Origin of the sequence: Streptomyces durhamensis (assembly GCF_000725475.1) — a bacterium.
In the GTDB taxonomy this organism is placed as follows: Bacteria; Actinomycetota; Actinomycetes; order Streptomycetales; family Streptomycetaceae; genus Streptomyces; species Streptomyces filipinensis.
This window is the reverse complement of record NZ_JNXR01000149.1, coordinates 1-345: the sequence shown is the minus strand read 5'-3', so window position 1 is coordinate 345 and position 345 is coordinate 1. Positions and strand designations below refer to the sequence as shown.

General features: G+C 69.0%; 1 protein-coding gene. It reads left to right on the top strand.

The genetic code is table 11. The annotated features are described in order from the left end of the window. Positions 1 to 21 precede the first annotated feature (21 nt). Positions 22 to 345 (top strand): AMP-binding protein (locus IO33_RS45410; protein ID WP_245236079.1); only part of this gene is annotated, 324 nt, incomplete at its 3' end.

Here is a 345-nt window from a genome sequence, read left to right as displayed (position 1 = left end):
GTCCTGATCACCGAGTCCGGTGTGGACGCTGCGGAGTTCGGCGGGCGTCGGGTGCTGCTGGACGCGGACGCGGAGGCGATCGCCGGTGAGTCGGCGGAGTCGCTGGGTGTGCTGCCGGGGGCTGGTGAGCTGGCGTACGTGCTGTACACGTCGGGTTCGACGGGCCGGCCGAAGGGTGTGATGATCCCGCACCAGGCGCTGCTGAACCTGCTGATGTCGATGGCGGACGTCGCCGGCGGTGACGGTGAGAGCGTGTGGCTGGCGTCGACGTCGATCTCGTTCGACATTTCGGGGCTGGAGCTGTTCCTGCCGCTGGTCACCGGCGGGTGTGTGGTGATGGCGTCG